General features: G+C 65.2%; 15 protein-coding genes. 12 read left to right on the top strand and 3 right to left on the bottom strand.

Going from position 1 to position 14,515, the window contains the following annotated elements:
* The first annotated feature begins 8 nt into the window (after positions 1–8).
* Positions 9–620: a UbiX family flavin prenyltransferase gene (locus LPW26_RS07785; RefSeq protein WP_238734008.1), complete on the top strand. Its 612-nt coding sequence runs from the start codon at positions 9–11 to the stop codon at positions 618–620.
* Between the two features lie 17 nt (positions 621–637).
* Complete coding sequence (locus LPW26_RS07790; protein ID WP_238734010.1) at positions 638–1,165, top strand: TIGR02444 family protein; 528 nt, start codon at positions 638–640, stop codon at positions 1,163–1,165.
* A gap of 42 nt (positions 1,166–1,207) precedes the next feature.
* Here LPW26_RS07790 and fliP read toward each other — a convergent pair whose 3' ends face one another.
* A complete protein-coding gene (gene fliP, locus LPW26_RS07795) occupies positions 1,208–1,975 on the bottom strand; it encodes a flagellar type III secretion system pore protein FliP (protein WP_238734012.1) in 768 nt (255 codons plus the stop codon).
* The gene (locus tag LPW26_RS07800; RefSeq protein ID WP_238734013.1) at positions 1,972–2,985 is read right to left on the bottom strand and encodes a flagellar biosynthetic protein FliO; all 1,014 of its coding nucleotides are present in this window, start codon (positions 2,983–2,985) and stop codon (positions 1,972–1,974) included. Before LPW26_RS07800 ends, fliP begins: the two co-directional genes overlap by 4 nt.
* 328 nt (positions 2,986–3,313) lie before the next feature.
* Between LPW26_RS07800 and flgB the strand changes: the two genes are divergently transcribed.
* The 6 genes from flgB (at position 3,314) to flhB (ending at position 6,901) form a co-directional block, all read left to right on the top strand.
* Positions 3,314–3,724, top strand: coding sequence for a flagellar basal body rod protein FlgB (gene flgB / locus LPW26_RS07805; protein WP_238734015.1), 411 nt, complete (start codon positions 3,314–3,316; stop codon positions 3,722–3,724).
* 16 nt (positions 3,725–3,740) lie between these two features.
* Positions 3,741–4,166: a flagellar basal body rod protein FlgC gene (gene flgC, locus LPW26_RS07810; protein ID WP_238734017.1), complete on the top strand. Its 426-nt coding sequence runs from the start codon at positions 3,741–3,743 to the stop codon at positions 4,164–4,166.
* A 34-nt stretch (positions 4,167–4,200) separates the two neighbouring features.
* A complete protein-coding gene (gene fliE / locus LPW26_RS07815) occupies positions 4,201–4,506 on the top strand; it encodes a flagellar hook-basal body complex protein FliE (RefSeq protein WP_238734018.1) in 306 nt (101 codons plus the stop codon).
* Between the two features lie 148 nt (positions 4,507–4,654).
* On the top strand, positions 4,655–4,918 hold the full coding sequence (gene fliQ, locus LPW26_RS07820) for a flagellar biosynthesis protein FliQ (protein ID WP_238734019.1): 264 nt from the start codon (positions 4,655–4,657) through the stop codon (positions 4,916–4,918).
* Between the two features lie 112 nt (positions 4,919–5,030).
* Positions 5,031–5,798 (top strand): flagellar biosynthetic protein FliR, encoded by a 768-nt coding sequence (gene fliR, locus LPW26_RS07825; protein ID WP_238734020.1) that lies wholly within the window; start codon positions 5,031–5,033, stop codon positions 5,796–5,798.
* A 26-nt stretch (positions 5,799–5,824) separates the two neighbouring features.
* The gene (gene flhB, locus LPW26_RS07830) at positions 5,825–6,901 is read left to right on the top strand and encodes a flagellar biosynthesis protein FlhB (protein WP_238734022.1); all 1,077 of its coding nucleotides are present in this window, start codon (positions 5,825–5,827) and stop codon (positions 6,899–6,901) included.
* 54 nt (positions 6,902–6,955) lie between these two features.
* Here the strand turns inward: flhB and LPW26_RS07835 are convergent, their stop codons facing one another.
* Entirely contained in the window at positions 6,956–8,209 is a 1,254-nt protein-coding gene (locus LPW26_RS07835; RefSeq protein ID WP_238734024.1) for an acyl-CoA dehydrogenase family protein, read from the bottom strand.
* 258 nt (positions 8,210–8,467) lie between these two features.
* Here LPW26_RS07835 and LPW26_RS07840 point away from each other — a divergent pair, with 258 nt between their 5' ends.
* The 4 genes from LPW26_RS07840 to LPW26_RS07855 all read left to right on the top strand — a co-directional run bounded on the left by LPW26_RS07840 (position 8,468) and on the right by LPW26_RS07855 (position 14,357).
* The gene (locus LPW26_RS07840; protein ID WP_238734026.1) at positions 8,468–9,421 is read left to right on the top strand and encodes a helix-turn-helix domain-containing protein; all 954 of its coding nucleotides are present in this window, start codon (positions 8,468–8,470) and stop codon (positions 9,419–9,421) included.
* 336 nt (positions 9,422–9,757) lie between these two features.
* Positions 9,758–12,307, top strand: coding sequence for a cell cycle histidine kinase CckA (gene cckA / locus LPW26_RS07845; RefSeq protein WP_238734149.1), 2,550 nt, complete (start codon positions 9,758–9,760; stop codon positions 12,305–12,307).
* Positions 12,308–12,465: 158 nt separating this feature from the next.
* Positions 12,466–13,470, top strand: a complete 1,005-nt coding sequence (locus LPW26_RS07850) for a Tim44 domain-containing protein (RefSeq protein WP_238734028.1) — start codon at positions 12,466–12,468, stop codon at positions 13,468–13,470.
* Between the two features lie 179 nt (positions 13,471–13,649).
* Positions 13,650–14,357, top strand: a complete 708-nt coding sequence (locus LPW26_RS07855; RefSeq protein WP_238734030.1) for a glutathione S-transferase — start codon at positions 13,650–13,652, stop codon at positions 14,355–14,357.
* The last annotated feature ends 158 nt before the right edge of the window (positions 14,358–14,515 follow it).

The following is a 14,515-nucleotide window of genomic DNA, read 5'->3' on the forward strand; positions in this document are numbered from 1 at the left end:
ATGCGTCGATGACAAATCCATCAAAGCCGATCATCGTCGGCATCAGCGGCGCGTCGGGCATCATTCTCGGGGTCCGTCTGCTCGACATTCTGGCAACGCTCGGGATCGAGAGTCATCTGGTGATGACGCGCTCTGCACAGGTGACGCTCGCCCATGAAACCGATCTGAAAGTGTCCGATATCCGTGCGCGGGCCAGCGTGGTTCACCAGGTCGACGATATCGGCGCCTCGATCTCCAGCGGATCGTTCCCCACGGCCGGAATGATCGTCGCTCCCTGCTCGATCCGCTCGATGTCGGAGATCGCCAGCGGCGTGACCTCCTCGCTGCTGACGCGTGCGGCCGACGTGGTGCTGAAGGAGCGGCGGCGGCTCGTCCTCCTGGTGCGGGAGACCCCGTTGCACCTCGGTCATCTGCGCACGATGGCCGAGTTGACCGAGATGGGCGCCGTCGTGATGCCTCCGGTGCCGGCGTTCTACATTCGGCCGCGGAGCATCGACGAGATCGTCGACCATACGCTGAGCCGCGCGCTCGATTTGTTCGGAATCGATGCCGGCATTTCGCGGCGATGGACCGGATCGAAGATGGACGTCGCCGCAAAACCGGCCGATCGCGACGAATGACCCACGGACAATTGCCGATGACCGAACCGCCGGATCTCGACGGGCCGCATTGGACCTTCGCTCTCGATGTTTACGGCCGAGCCGGAGTGCAGCCGGCCTGTCTGCGGCTTCAAGACCGTTTCGGAGTCGACATCAACGTGCTGCTGGTCTGCCTGTTTGGCGGATCACGACTCGGCATCGCAATCGGCGAGCGTGAAGTGGCATTGCTCGACGAGATGGTCGCGGCTTGGCGCACGGAGATCGTGCAGCCGCTGCGGACGGTCAGACGAACGTTGAAAAGCATGCCGTCGTCGATCCAGCAGCCCAAAGATCTGCGCGAGACCGTCATGCGTGCCGAACTCCGCGCCGAACAGGTCGAACAGGCCATGCTCGCAGACCTGATCAGGACGTTGCCTCCGTCTCCGGCTCCCGACCTGCGGGCGGCGATGCACGCCGTGACGGCCTACTACGCGGCCCGCTGTGGCCAAGTCGGTGAGGACGCAACCACCGAGGCGGCGATCGAGACTGTTCTGAGCGCATTGTCGGCGGCGTCTGATCTGGAGTGAGACCGGACGACCCAGATCCGCGCCGTCCGCCGCGCGATGTGTCTATCCGCTGCCCGAATAGCTCTGCACCAGGCTCCCGGCCACCAGCGACCAGCCGTCGACCAGAACGAAAAAGATCAGCTTGAACGGCAACGACACCACCACCGGCGGCAGCATCATCATGCCCATCGACATCAGCACCGAGGCGACGACGAGATCGATGATCAGGAACGGCAGGAACAGCAGGAAGCCGATCTCGAAGGCGCGCTTCAGTTCGGAGATCATGAAGGCTGGCATCAGGATGCGCAGCGACAAGTCCTCGGGCGTCGCCGGCGGCGCTTCGCCGGACAGGTCGAGGAACAGCTTGAGATCCTTCTCGCGGACGTTCTTCTGCATGAAGATGCGCAAGGGACCGGTGGCGCGGACCAGTGCGTCCTCGACGGTCATCTCGTTGGCGATCAGTGGCTTGATGCCGTCGTCGTAGGATTTCTGTAGCGTCGGTCCCATCACGAAGGCGGTGAGGAACAGCGCCAGCGCGATGATCACCGCGTTCGGCGGCGCGGTCGCAGTGCCGAGCGCGGTGCGCAGCAGCGACAGCACCACGACGATGCGGGTGAACGACGTCATCATGATCAGGATCGACGGCGCGATCGACAGCACCGTCAGCAGCGCAATCAGCTGGATCGCGCGCTCGGTGACGCCGGTGCCGCCGCCGGCGCCGAAATTGATGCTGACGTCCTGCGCATACGTCGGTGCCGCCAGCGCGACAACGCTGGCGATCAGGACGGCGAGAAACTGAAAAACTCTACGCGGGTTGGTCGGCCGGCTCACGAAGGCGACTTCGGCCGCCCCAGTAGCGACGCCATCTCGTCTTCGAGGCTTTCGAAGCCGGATTTGGGAGCCGGAGCCGGAGCGGCAGTCGGGTCGGGACGGGGCTCGAGGCGAGGCTCCGGCGCACGAGCTGCGGGACGGGCCGGAGGCTCTGGCGCGGCGTCCGGCTTCGTATCGGTCGGGCGGCGCAGCGCGGCTTCGAGCCGATTGGCCATCTCGGCAAGATTCTGATCGGCAGCGGCCAAATCGGGAGAGGGCTGCGGCGCGGCGGCGGTCGGAGCCGGCGCGGCGGGAGCAAAGGGTGGGGCTGGCGGGGCGGGCGGTATCGGGCGCTCGGCACGAAGCGGCGGCGGCGCCTTCGGCAGTTCAGGCCGCGGCGGACGCGGCATCACCGGGTCGGGACGCGGGCGTGGCGCCGGCTCGAGCCGGGGCTCAGGGCGAGCTTCGGCCCGGGGCTCGGGACGAATTTCCGGCCGCGGCTCCGGACGGCTCACCGGGGCTTCGGGCCGCACCATCGGCTCCGGCGCCAGGCCGGCAAACGGATCGCTGGCGGGAAATTCGCTGGCGCGGCGCGGCGGCATCGCAGGCGGAACCGGGCGCCGTAGTTCGTCGGCGAAGGCGGGCCGCGAGGGGCGGGGCGGCAGCTCCAGCTCGGGCGCCTCGGAGCCGGTTTCTGTCTCCCAATCCAGCGGATTGAGTCGCGGTTCCACGCCGAGACCGGGACGCGCTGCGTCCCGCGACGGATTGGCGCGGACGATATTGCTCTCGACCACGAGGTCGCTCGGGCCGCCGATCATCAACAGATGTTCGATATTGTCGCGGCGTACCAGCACCAGCCGGCGCCGGCCGTCGACCGCTGCGGCGTCGATCACCGCCAGACGCGGCATTCGTCCCGTCTTGGTACTCGCGCCGAGGCGGTTGCCGGCGAACCGACGGACCAGCCAGGCGGCGGCCCCGATCATCGCCAGGACGGCCAGAAACGCAAAAAAGAACATCAATGGCTGCTGCATGCTCGATCCCCGGAGAAACGCATCGGTGGTGCCTGCTCGGCAGCGGCCAGAACGGGTCAACGCCGGCGACGAGCAGCGCGTTTCTTAACCCTTCTTAATAACCAGCGGCAGGAACCGCCATCCCGTTTTTCTTGTCGTCCACGAAACATGGGGACTGCGGCCGCAAATTCGGCCGCATTCCGGCGCCGGCGGGCGCCGCGTGAACGCCTTGGTAACGATATGGCAAGGCTTTCGTAACCAATCTTAACCGGCCGTTAACCATGTGCCCGGCAAATTCTGCCTACTCCCGGGGGAGTCGCTCCACGCGTGACCGGGAGGGGGGACGGCGATGGCGATCAACGATCTTCCGATGCTGGCGGCGCTGCGCACCAAGATGCAATGGCATCAGGAGCGTCAAAAGGTGCTGGCCGAGAATGTGTCGAACTCCGACACCCCGAACTTCCAGCCGCGCGACCTGGTCGCGCCGAAATTCGACGGTGGCGGTCATCTCACAGGTCCCACCGCGGGCGGCTCGCTGCCGATGATGATGACCAGCGCGTCGCATCTCAGGCCGACCGGCGGCACCACCTCGTTCGCGGATGATCGCCGCACCGGGTTTCAGACCCGGCCCGCCGGCAACGCCGTCAATCTCGAGGACCAGATGATGAAGGTCTCGGCCAACCAGATGGACTACGCCGCCGCGACCTCGCTCTACAGCCGCAGCCTCGGCCTGCTGAAGACCGCGATCGGCAAGCGCTGACTTAGGAGATTGAACCATGGCAGACGATGCAGGCGATTTCGCGAGGTCGATGGGTATCGCCACCTCCGGGCTGCGCGCGCAGGCCGGGCGGATGCGGGTGATCTCCGAAAACATTGCCAACGTCGATTCGACCGCACAGACGCCGGGCGGCGATCCGTATCGCCGCAAGGTGCCGACCTTCACGTCGGCGCTCGACCGCACTCTCGACGCGCGCACCGTCGCGCTCGGGCGGATCAAGCCGGACACCTCGGCCTTTCAGCTCAAATACGAGCCGACCAATCCGGCCGCGGATGCAAACGGCAACGTCAAATATCCGAACGTCAATTCGGTGATCGAAATGACCGATATGCGCGCCGCGCAGCGGTCCTACGAAGCCAACCTTAACGTCATCAGCGCGACGCGCCGGATGATCCAGCGCACCCTCGACATCCTCAAGGCCTGACCGGACCTGAGCCAGACGCCCCAGGAGACCACCCATGGCATCCCCGATTTCCGCAGCCAACGCTTATGCGAGCCTCGCCCGGCTCGCCAATCCGGCCGGCGCCGGCAAGCCGACCGACAACGGCCCATCGTTCGGCGCGCTGGTCAAGGACGCGATGAGCAGCGTGCTCGACGCCGGCCGCAAGTCGGACGCCCAGACCGTGGCGATGGCCAACGGCAAGTCGAACATCATGGACGTGGTGACCGCGGTCGCCGAAACCGACGTCGCGGTATCGACGCTGGTGTCGGTGCGCGACCGGGTGATCCAGTCTTACGAAGAAATTCTGAGAATGCCGATCTGATTGCAGCGCTGATCGCTCGCGCAACGCGGCTTCGGACAGAAGCCGGTCATTGCGAGCGCAGCGAAGCAATCCAGACCCGTGCAGCGAGCCGGATTACTTCGTCGCTTCGCTCCTCGCAATGACGACAGACTTAACGAAGGAATTCGACATGACCGGCCCCGAAACCCTCGACGTCGCGCGCGATGCGATCTGGACGATCGTCATCGTCTCGGCGCCGCTGATGGTGGTCGGCCTCGTGGTCGGCGTCGCGGTGTCGCTGGTGCAGGCGCTGACCCAGATCCAGGAACAGACGCTGGTGTTCGTGCCGAAGATCATCGCGATCTTCATCACCCTGGTGTTGACGCTGCCGTTCATGGCCGACCAGCTCCAGGCCGAGATGCTGCGGATCTCATCGCGAATCACCGGCGGTTGACGCATGATCGGGATCCGCGCCTCGGGCCGGTGCGCAGCGTCCGCGGTGGCTCTCGCCGCTGCGCGCAGCCACGCCGGCGCGAAGGTTGCCCGTCCCGACGCAGAAGTTCGCCATGCGCATCGACATCTCGTTCCTGCCTGCGCTCGGCGCCGCCTTCATGCTGGTGTTCGCCCGCATCGGCGCGATGGTGATGCTGCTGCCGACGCTGGGCGAGACCAACATCCCGACACGGGTCAAACTGTCGATCGCGCTGGCGCTGACGCTGATCATCCTGCCGCTGCACCGCGCCGCCTACCAGGTCGACATGTCGTCGCTGACGCCGCTGCTGGTGCTGATGGTGCAGGAGATCATCATCGGCATCGTGCTCGGCGCCACCGCGCGCGTGACGCTGGCGGCGCTGCAGGTCGCGGGCTCCGTCATCGCCCAGCAACTCGGGCTCGGCTTCGTCACCGCGATCGACCCTACGCAGGGTCAGCAGGGAATGCTGATCGGCAACTTCCTGACAATTCTCGGCGTGACGATGCTGTTCGCCACGGATTCGCACTATCTGGTGATTCAGGCGCTGAGCGACAGCTACAAGATCTTCGCTCCGGGCGAACTGCTCAACAGCGGCGACGTCGCGGCGCTGGCGACGCGCGCATTCGCAGCGTCGTTCAAGATCGGAATGCAGCTCGCGGCGCCGTTCCTGGTGTTTGGTCTGGTGTTCAACATCGGGCTCGGCATCCTGGCGCGGCTGATGCCGCAGATGCAGGTTTATTTCGTCGGCGTGCCGCTCTCCATCATGATCGGCTTCATCATCTTCGCGGCGGTGATCACCACGATGATGGGCGTTTTTGTCGGCTATTTCGGCGGCGTGATGCGCGATCTGACGCCGGGCTGAGCCTCCTGGACCGGGAAGGCTGAGCAATGGCCGACGATAACGACGAAGAGAAACAACAAGAACCAACACAAAAGAAACTCGACGATGCGCTGCAACGCGGCGACGTCGCCAAGAGCCAGGAGGTCAATACCTGGTTCGTCATCGCTGGCGCGACGCTGCTGGTTTCGTCGTTCTCGGGCTCGATCGGCACCGGCATCGCCGGGCCGATGAAGGCGTTGATCGAGAAGTCGTGGATGCTGAAGGTCGACGGCGCCGGCCTGATGGCTCTGACCAAAAGCCTGCTATACATGATGATCTCGGTGCTCGGCGTGCCGCTGTTGCTGCTGGCGCTGGTCGCGATCGGCAGCAATCTGGTCCAGCATAGGCTGGTGTTCTCGACCGAGGGGTTGCAGCCGAAATTCAGCAAGCTGTCGCCGCTGGAAGGTGCTAAGCGGCTGTTCGGCAAGCAGGCGATCGCCAACTTCCTCAAGGGCCTGTTCAAGGTGATCGCCCTCGGCGTGATCATGGTGGCGGTGCTGTATCCGGAGCGCGACCGGCTCGACGCGCTGCTGCAGATGGACGTCGCCGCGCTGCTCGGCGTCACCGTGTCGCTGACGCTGAAGCTGATGGGCGCGGTCGCCGGCGCGCTCGCCTTCGTGGCGGCCGGCGACTACTTCTTCCAGTATCGCACCTGGCACGAGCGGCAGAAAATGTCGCTTCAGGAGGTCAAGGAAGAGTACAAACAGTCCGAAGGCGATCCGCACATCAAAGGCCGCATCCGCCAGATCCGCTATCAGCGGATGAAGAAGCGGATGATGGCGGCGGTGCCGAGCGCATCGGTGGTGATCACCAACCCGACCCACTTCTCGGTGGCGCTGAAATACGAGCGCGGCATGCAGGCGCCGATCTGCGTCGCCAAGGGCGCCGACGCGATCGCGTTCAAGATCCGCGAAGTCGCCAAGGCCAACAACGTGCCGATCGTCGAAAACGTGCCGCTGGCGCGCGCGCTCTATGCCACCGTCGAGATCGACGCGGAGATCCCGGTCGAGCACTATCAGGCGGTCGCCGAGGTGATCGGCTACGTCATGAACCTGAAGCGCAATCTGTTCGCACGGCGGACTTGAAGCGGATCTTGATCCGAAGCGCCGCCGTGGTAGCGCTCCGGATCGAGGACGGTTCTATTTGCCGAACGTGCCGTAAGGGGCGAAGTGCGGATCGTAAGCGTCGCTCTTGAGGATGCTGTGCAATTGGCGTCGCCGCGCCCCCATGTTGCCGCCGTCGTAGAGCGGAAAGCACATCGCGTCGTTCATGAGTTCAGCCAGCGGATGCATGTCGGTGTAACTGTCGACCCCGACGACCCGCATGGCGTCGTAGACGACATCCACACAGGTCTCCGAGCAGAACACCTTGGTCATCACGGCGAGTTCCTGCTCCTGGCCTTTCGAGCGGTCGAACTGCTGGCAGGCCTTCCAGGTCAGGTATCTGCAGGCTTCGATCTTCATCTTCATGTCCGCGAGCATGTAGCCGACTGTCGGATAGTCGATGATCAAGCAGGGGCCGGAACGGGAGTCCTGCTTCGAGAAGGCGAGAGCATGGTCGAAGGCGGTTCGCATGACGCCGACGCAGGCGGCGCCGATCAGTGCGGCCGTCCAGGCAAAGTTGGTGGATACGATCTTGATGCCGTCGCCCGGTTTGCCGATGATGTTGCCTGCCGGCACCCGAACGTTCTCGAATTTCATCCGAGGCGAAATCGATGCGCGATGGCCCACGGTGTCGAGTAGTCCGGTGACGGAGATGCCGGGCGTGTTGCCCGGGACCATGATGACTGCCAGCGATTCCGCGGCGTTCTTTGCGGGGTCGGTTCGGCAAACCACGGCGTACAAGTGGCAGTTGTTGCCGTCCCAGCCGGTCCCGTTCGTGGTGTAGTGTTTCTCGCCGTTGATGACCCATTCGTCGCCTTCGCGGATCGCGAACGTCCTCACACCAAAGCGGGGATCGGCGGCATCGAAGTTGGCGCCGCCAGTCACCTCGGTGAAAGCCAGCGCGGCGAGCCGCGTTCCGTCTTCGATGAAGTCCGGCAGGAATCGCTTTTTCTGTTCGTCATTGCCGTAGAAGATGATCGGCTTGACGCCGAGCCCGGTCCCGAGGACCGCGGAGGGAACGTTGACGTCCACCGCCGCCAGTTCTTCTGCTGCAAGCGCGAAATCGAGTGTCGAAACTTCGGTGCCGCCGTATTCTTTCGGAAACAGCCCTTTGAGAAATCCCGCCTCGACCGCCTTCGCGTGGAAGGGCCTGATCGAGTAGAACCGCTCATCCGGCTTCTGATAGTTACGGATAGTCGGCCGAACGTCTTTCAGGACCGTGGTAGCGAAGGCGCGCGCGCCCTCCCGCAATGCAACCTGTTGCTCGCTCAATTCGAATTCGATGCTCATGTGGTCTCCTGCATGAAGATGATTAGCAGGTCGCAAGCAAATATCCGGGCCGGCGGCTTGTCTTGGACGGTAGTGACAATTCTCTTGTCCGCGAGCGACAACGCGGCTCTCCGGGAGAGCGACAAGCAGTTGGATTGCTTAGTTTGCTTGTTTGCAGTGCAGCGTTGCCCCACTTTTTGGGCTTGAACGGTAAAACAAAATATGCGGACCTAGCGTTTAGCGCGTGACTTTGTTGCTGATGCGGTTCCGGAGCTCGTCATGCCGTTCTGGACGACTGAAGATCTGCCCGCGCACGAGCAGTTCAGCTTCTGGCGCGAAGTTCTTTGCGAAGCCTACATCACACTCAATCCCGTTCGGCGTCGCCAAGGCCGGTTTTCCGGCAGCGTCACGGCGACGCTGATGTCGGACGTGAACGTCACGAGGTTGTTGACCGAGCGGCACGTCGTCGAACGGGGGCCGGCCGAAATCAGCAAGACACCGCTCGAGTATTATTTCGTCAACCTGCAGACCAAGGGCGACGTTGTCGCCCGGCAGAGGGGACGCGAGGTGTTGGTGCGGCCGAACGAGTTTTATCTCGTGGATACGACCGAGCCATACCATCTCGACTATCGGACGGATCCCGAGACTCGTTCGTTGAGGATTCCGAAGCGACTCCTCGATCCGTTGTTGAGAGATCCCGTGGCCTCGACCGCGATACGAGTCTCGCGCGAAACGGCGATGGGGGCGCTCGCCGTCGATTTCCTGCAGTCGGTGTTCGAACGCGCCCCGGTCATGCCGGTGTCGTCACACGATGCGATCGCCGGCATGGTGGTGGATCTGGTCGCGTTGTCGCTCGGTGGAAGCGCCGAGGCGGCGGACGTTGCCGTGGGATCGGCCCGGCAGGCGATGCTGAGCTCGGTTCTCAAACACGTCGACGACAACCTTCACGATCCGGCCCTCTCGATCGAAAGCGTGTGCCGGCAGTTCAGGATTTCGCCCCGCCAGCTGCATCGGTTATTTGCGGCAGCCGAGATGACGTTCGGCGAAACGATCCGGGCGAAGCGGCTCGAGCGGTCTGCGCACGCGCTGTCGCAGATGCCCGATCAGGCGGTTTCCAGCGTCGCCTTCGCCTGCGGCTTCAACGACATCTCGTACTTCAATCGGTCGTTTCGGAAGAAATTCGAGGCATCGCCCACGGAGTACCGGCGCGCGAACGGACGAAATATCGACTGAACGTCCGGTGACGATCGGCGGCGCGCCGATGAAGGCGCCGCCCGCGCGAAAACAGCCCGCAAGCCCAGCGGCTACAGTCCCGAGGCGAAAGCCAGAACAGTTGGCGGCGACCGGTTCGGCGGGGGCTATCCAATGCAATCGGCGCGTTCAGTTCCACGCCCCTGGCGCCGGACGCGGCGACGCGTCGGAAAGGGCGCTTTCCAGGCTGGTCGCTGCCCGCAAAGAGGGCGTTGGATGCTGTCCCCGGGATAGATTTGCTTGCGCGGTCGGCTCCGATTCAGGCAGGTGGATGCTGGCCGCCGCTGCGCCGGCAGGCAAGGGATCGGTTCGGTGACCATGACTATCAACGACCATCAGGCTTCGTCGACGGAGCCGGGGCGCCGCAGCGGCAGCATCGCGCTGGTGCTGCTGGTGGCGGGCGCCATCGTGGCCGCCGCAGTGGCGTTCATGACGCTCGGCCGGGCCGAGGCGCAGCCCTATATCCTCGGCCTGCTGGCGCTGCTGGCGATGGTCGGGCTGTTCATGCTGTTCGCCTTCGCGGCCGGCATCGTCGGCTTTGCCGATCGCGCCGCGGCCGATCCTGTGCTGCGGTCGATCTCCGAGGGCGCGATCGACGGCATCGCCGTCACCGATTCGCGCGGCCACGTAGTCTACGCCAATGCGGCCTATCTGGCGCTGACCGGCGCCGGCTCGATGCAGGATGTCCGGCCGGTCGAGCGGGTGTTCATCGGCAATCCGGATGTCTCCGAAGCGGTGTTTCGGTTGCTGAAGGCCTCGCGCGAGGGCAAGCGGCTGCAGGAAGAGGTGCGGGTCGCCGGCGCCGAGGGCGCGGCCGGCCGCTGGATGCGGCTGCGGGTGCGGCCGCTCGGCTCGGGCAAACGCGAGGCGAAGCAGACGGTGTGGTCGATCGCCGACATCACGCGCGACCGCGAGCACCAGGAGGACGTGTTCCAGGAGCTGCAGCACGCCATCGAATATCTCGACCACGCGCCCTGCGGCTTCTTCTCGGTCGATGCCGGCGGCAACCTGGTCTACGTCAACGCGACGCTGGCGAACTGGCTGGACCACGACCTCGCCGAGATCGGCTCGGGCGGATTGAAGCTCGGTGACATCGTGTCCGGCGACGGTTCGGCGCTGCTGACCTCGATCGTGCCCGAACCGGGCGAGGTCAAGACCGAAGTCTTCGACATCGACCTGAAAATGCGCAGCGGCAAGACCATGCCGGTGCGACTGTATCACAAGCTCGCCTTCGGCGCCGACGGCACGCCGGGCGCCTCGCGCACGCTGGTGATCAGCCGCGCCCGCGACGAGCGGCTCGATCCGCAGCGCGCCGCCGAGATCCGCTTCATGCGGTTCTTCGACCACACCCCGATGGCGATCGCCACGGTGGACAAATCCGGCGCGGTGGTGCGCGCCAACGCCCGCTTTGCCAAGCTGGCGCAGAGCCTCGATCCGTCCGGCGGCGCCGCCAAATCGATCCTCGCCGCCGTCAGCACCCGCGACCGCGCCACGTTGGGCGCCGCGATCGATCAGGCCGCGCAGGGCCAGGCCGACATCGCGCCGGTCGAGGTGATGCTCGACGGCGCCAAGGAGCGCTGGGGCCAGTTCTTCGTCACGGCGGTGGCGGACGACGGCGATGCCGAGGCGGCAATCGTCTATCTGCTCGAGACCACCGAGCGCCGCGCGCTGGAGAACCAGGTCAACCAGGCGCAAAAGATGGACACCATCGGCCAGCTCGCCGGCGGCATCGCGCATGATTTCAACAACGTGCTCTCGGCCATCATGATGGCCAACGACTTCCTGCTGAACGCCCACAAGCCGACCGATCCGTCGTTCCAGGACATCATGCAGATCAAGCAGAACGCCACCCGCGCCGCGACGCTGGTACGGCAGCTGCTGGCGTTCTCGCGCAAGCAGACGCTGCGGCCGCAGGTGCTCGATCTCGGCGAGGCGCTTACCGATATCGACCGGCTGCTGAAGCGGCTGATCGGCGAGAAGATCACGCTGGAAATGCAGCACGGCCGCGACCTCTGGCGCACCAAGGCCGACGTCTCGCAGTTCGAGCAGGTCATCGTCAATCTCGCCGTCAACGCCCGCGACGCGATGCCGGAAGGCGGCAGGCTGACGATCCGGACCTCGAACGTCGCCGCGGCCGACGTCGCGCAGCTTGCCCACAAGGGCATGCCGGCTGCCGACTACGTCCGCATCGACGTCAGCGACTCCGGCACTGGCATTCCGGCCGACATCGTCGACAAGATCTTCGAGCCGTTCTTCTCGACCAAGGAAGTCGGCAAGGGCACCGGCCTGGGGCTGTCGACCGTGTACGGCATCATCAAGCAGACCGGCGGCTTCGTTTACGTCGACAGCGTAGTCGGCAAGGGCACCACCTTCCAGATCTTCCTCCCGCGTCACGAAGCGGCCGCCGAGCCGCAGCCGGAAGCGCCAGCGCCGAGCGGCTCCGCTGCGGAGGCCGCCGCTGCGGCCGCGGCCGCCAAGCCGCGCGGCGACATGACCGGGCAGGGCACCATCCTGCTGGTCGAGGACGAAGAGGGGCTGCGCTCGCTCAACGCCCGCGGCCTGCGCTCACGCGGCTACCAGGTGATCGAAGCCTCGAACGGCATTGAGGCGTTGGAGGAGTTCGACGCCAATGGCGGCGCGGTCGATCTGGTGGTGTCCGACGTGGTGATGCCGGAGATGGACGGCCCGACGCTGCTGAAGGCGATGCGCGGCCGCAATCCGGACCTGAAGATCATCTTCGTCTCCGGCTACGCCGAAGACGCGTTCGAAAAGAGCCTGCCGGAAAACGAACAATTCGCCTTCCTGGCCAAGCCCTTCGCGCTCAGCGCCCTGGTCGCGAAGGTGAAGGAAACGATGGCGCCGAACTAGCTCGGCGCTCGCCTCATTCACCATCCGAAACGGGCTTGTCCCCGCGACCGAGGGCCGCAGGTTGCGACGGCCCCTGCGGCGTTGCGCATCCTTCACTTTTGTCCGCTGCTGCCCATTTTGAGAGAGCTTTCCCCCTGCCGGGGAATCGAGGGAAACCAATGAACTTTTTGCATCGCACGCGTGGCGCTGTTGCCGCTTTGGCCGTGACCCTGTCGCTGGCCATGCCGCTGGCGCTCGCGCTGTCGTCGGCGGCAGAAGCCCGCATCGGCGGCGGCGGTAATTCCGGTTCGCGCGGCTCGCGCACCTTCTCGGCTCCCAAGGCGACCCCCACGGCGCCGGGCGCAGCGCAGCCGTTCAACCGCACCATGACCCAGCCGGGCAGCCCCGGCATGAACGCGCCGGCAGCCGGCGCGGCCGCCAAGGGTGGCTTCTTCAACCGGCCCGGCATGGGCATGCTCGGCGGCCTCGCCGCCGGCTTCCTCGGCGCCGGCCTGCTCGGCATGCTGTTCGGTGGCGGCTTCATGTCCGGCCTCGGCGGCTTTGCCTCGATCATCGGCCTGATCCTGCAGGTCGTGCTGGTGGTCGTCGTCGCACGGCTGGCGTGGTCGTGGTGGCAGCGCCGCAACAACCCGCAGCCCCAGCCGGCCTATGCCAACACCAGCGCCGGCGCTGGCCCGACCGTCGGTCCGGGTCCGGAACCGGCGCCGGCCTATCGCAGCGGCTTCGGTTTCGGCGGCGGCAGCGCCCCGAACCAGCCTCCGCTGGAGATCAAGCCGGAAGACTATGAGGCGTTCGAACGCCTGCTGACCGACATCCAGGCGGCCTGGTCGAACGAGGACCAGGAGCGGCTGAACCAGCTCGCGACGCCGGAAATGGCTTCGTACTTCGCCAAGGATCTGGCGGAGAACAAGGCGAGCAACGACATCAACAAGGTGTCGGACGTGAAGCTGCTGCAGGGCGACCTCGCCGAAGCTTGGCGCGAAGGCGATACCGACTACGCCACGGTGGCGATGCGCTTCTCGCTGGTCGACAAGACGCTCGAGCGCGGCACCAACCGGCTCGTCGCCGGCAGCGAGACGCCGATCGAGGCCACCGAGGTCTGGACCTTTGCCCGTCGGCCGGGCGTTGACTGGGAGCTGTCAGCGATCCAGCAGACCACCTGAGCCTCGTCTCCCGCATGAGGCTTCCAGCGCCGCGGATTCTTCCGCGGCGCTTTTTTATGTGCGGTTGATCCGCCGCCACGTCGCGGTTCCAAACGGTGAACCGGACCGACGCTTCCGCATTGACCTTGGATGATCGGCCAGACGATGGATGTCGCCGATCAAGACGAGGAGCGATGCCGATGCATTACGAGCTGTATTACTGGCCCACCATCCAGGGACGCGGCGAGTTCGTCCGGCTCGCGCTGGAGGAAGCCAAGGCGAGCTATGTCGATGTCGCCCGGCAGAGCAAATCCGGCGTCCCCGCCATGATGAAGATGATGCAGGCCAGGACCGGCACGCCGTCCTTTGCGCCGCCCTTTCTGAAGGCCGGCTCGCTGATGATCGGCCAGACCGCCAACATCCTGCTGTATCTCGGTGACCGCCATGGCCTCGCGCCGAAGACCGAAGCCGGCCGGCTGTGGGTGCACGAGCTGCAACTCACCATCGCCGATCTGGTGCAGGAGGTGCACGACACCCATCACCCGATCGGCACGTTGCTGTACTACGAAGACCAGAAGAGCGCCGCAAAGTTGCGCGCCGCGGCGTTCCGCAAGGAGCGCATGCCGAAATACTGCGGCTATTTCGAGCGGCTGATAGAGGGCGGCGGCCCGTTCGTCACCGGCCGAAAGTTGACCTATGCGGACCTGTCGTTGTTCCAGATCGTCGAAGGCCTGCGCTACGCGTTTCCGAAGTCCATGAAGAAGTTCGAACGCAAGATTCCGGGCCTGGTCGCGCTGCACGACCGCATCGCCGAGCGCCCCAGCATCGCCGCCTACCTCGCCAGCGACCGCCGCATCCCATTCAACGAAGACGGCATCTTCCGCCACTACAAGGCGCTGGACAAGTAAGCAGCTTGGGGTCGGCGCGCATATCCTCTTCACGAGTCATTCCGGGGCGCGCCACCGGGTCCGGCCTTCGGCCGGCCAGATGACAGGCTCCGCGCGAACCCGGAATCTATATCACCTGGATTCCCGTTGAAGCACCGAAGAGGATCGCGGATAAGTAA

Source organism: Rhodopseudomonas infernalis, assembly GCF_022271405.1.
In the GTDB taxonomy this organism is placed as follows: domain Bacteria; phylum Pseudomonadota; class Alphaproteobacteria; order Rhizobiales; family Xanthobacteraceae; genus Rhodopseudomonas; species Rhodopseudomonas infernalis.

Coding starts and splice junctions, on each gene's coding strand:
- flgB (WP_238734015.1), top strand. CDS start 3,314: ATGGCGATCAACGATCTTCCGATGCTGGCGGCGCTGCGCACCAAGATG.
- cckA (WP_238734149.1), top strand. CDS start 9,758: ATGACTATCAACGACCATCAGGCTTCGTCGACGGAGCCGGGGCGCCGC.
- fliR (WP_238734020.1), top strand. CDS start 5,031: ATGCGCATCGACATCTCGTTCCTGCCTGCGCTCGGCGCCGCCTTCATG.
- LPW26_RS07855 (WP_238734030.1), top strand. CDS start 13,650: ATGCATTACGAGCTGTATTACTGGCCCACCATCCAGGGACGCGGCGAG.
- LPW26_RS07800 (WP_238734013.1), bottom strand. CDS start 2,985: ATGCAGCAGCCATTGATGTTCTTTTTTGCGTTTCTGGCCGTCCTGGCG.
- flhB (WP_238734022.1), top strand. CDS start 5,825: ATGGCCGACGATAACGACGAAGAGAAACAACAAGAACCAACACAAAAG.
- fliQ (WP_238734019.1), top strand. CDS start 4,655: ATGACCGGCCCCGAAACCCTCGACGTCGCGCGCGATGCGATCTGGACG.
- LPW26_RS07835 (WP_238734024.1), bottom strand. CDS start 8,209: ATGAGCATCGAATTCGAATTGAGCGAGCAACAGGTTGCATTGCGGGAG.
- LPW26_RS07790 (WP_238734010.1), top strand. CDS start 638: ATGACCGAACCGCCGGATCTCGACGGGCCGCATTGGACCTTCGCTCTC.
- fliE (WP_238734018.1), top strand. CDS start 4,201: ATGGCATCCCCGATTTCCGCAGCCAACGCTTATGCGAGCCTCGCCCGG.
- LPW26_RS07785 (WP_238734008.1), top strand. CDS start 9: ATGACAAATCCATCAAAGCCGATCATCGTCGGCATCAGCGGCGCGTCG.
- LPW26_RS07850 (WP_238734028.1), top strand. CDS start 12,466: ATGAACTTTTTGCATCGCACGCGTGGCGCTGTTGCCGCTTTGGCCGTG.
- flgC (WP_238734017.1), top strand. CDS start 3,741: ATGGCAGACGATGCAGGCGATTTCGCGAGGTCGATGGGTATCGCCACC.
- LPW26_RS07840 (WP_238734026.1), top strand. CDS start 8,468: ATGCCGTTCTGGACGACTGAAGATCTGCCCGCGCACGAGCAGTTCAGC.